At 32.1% G+C, this 526-nt stretch carries 1 protein-coding gene; it reads right to left on the bottom strand.

Annotation, left to right across the window (positions count from 1 at the left end; genetic code table 11):
* Window positions 1-209 precede the first annotated feature (209 nt).
* Window positions 210-526 (bottom strand): alpha/beta hydrolase (locus GCE9029_RS27200; RefSeq protein ID WP_197475442.1); only part of this gene is annotated, 317 nt, incomplete at its 5' end.

Raw genomic sequence — 526 nt, 5'->3', positions numbered from 1 at the left:
AATACCGGTGCTTTTCTTGCCCAATCAACAGGAATTACTTGGTCTACCGTTCCGTGAGAAATATAATAATCAGTTGTGATTTTAGTATTTTCTTGCTGATTTTTGATTAAATTTTCATCAATATAACTGCTCAAGGCAATAACTTGTTTCACTTTATTCGGATAATTAAAGCTCAAGGCATACCTTATAATAGCACATTCACTATAACCTCAAATAAAAGTTTTATCAGGATTTGTGTTATATTTCGATTTGATTTCATAAATAAAATTAGCAATTTTAGTTACAGATGTTGCTGCTTGTGCTAAATCTGAAAACTTACCTTTAAAGGCATCAAAATTAATGGCATACCAAGCAAAAGCACCGCCACCCATTTGGTAAGGAGCTTGTGCGCTAACAATTAGCATGTCTTCAGGTAATTCTTGGGCAAACGAAAATAAATCTTCTTCATTACTACCATATCCGTGTAATAAAATTAATAAAGCAGGGTTTTTAACCGCATTTTTCGGCTCTCTTATAATATAATTTA

The sequence above is a fragment of the Grimontia celer genome (assembly GCF_900055185.1).
GTDB classification, from domain to species: domain Bacteria; phylum Pseudomonadota; class Gammaproteobacteria; order Enterobacterales; family Vibrionaceae; genus Enterovibrio; species Enterovibrio celer.
The sequence above is the reverse complement of the archived record's forward strand: the minus strand, read 5'-3'. Positions and strand labels throughout refer to the sequence as shown.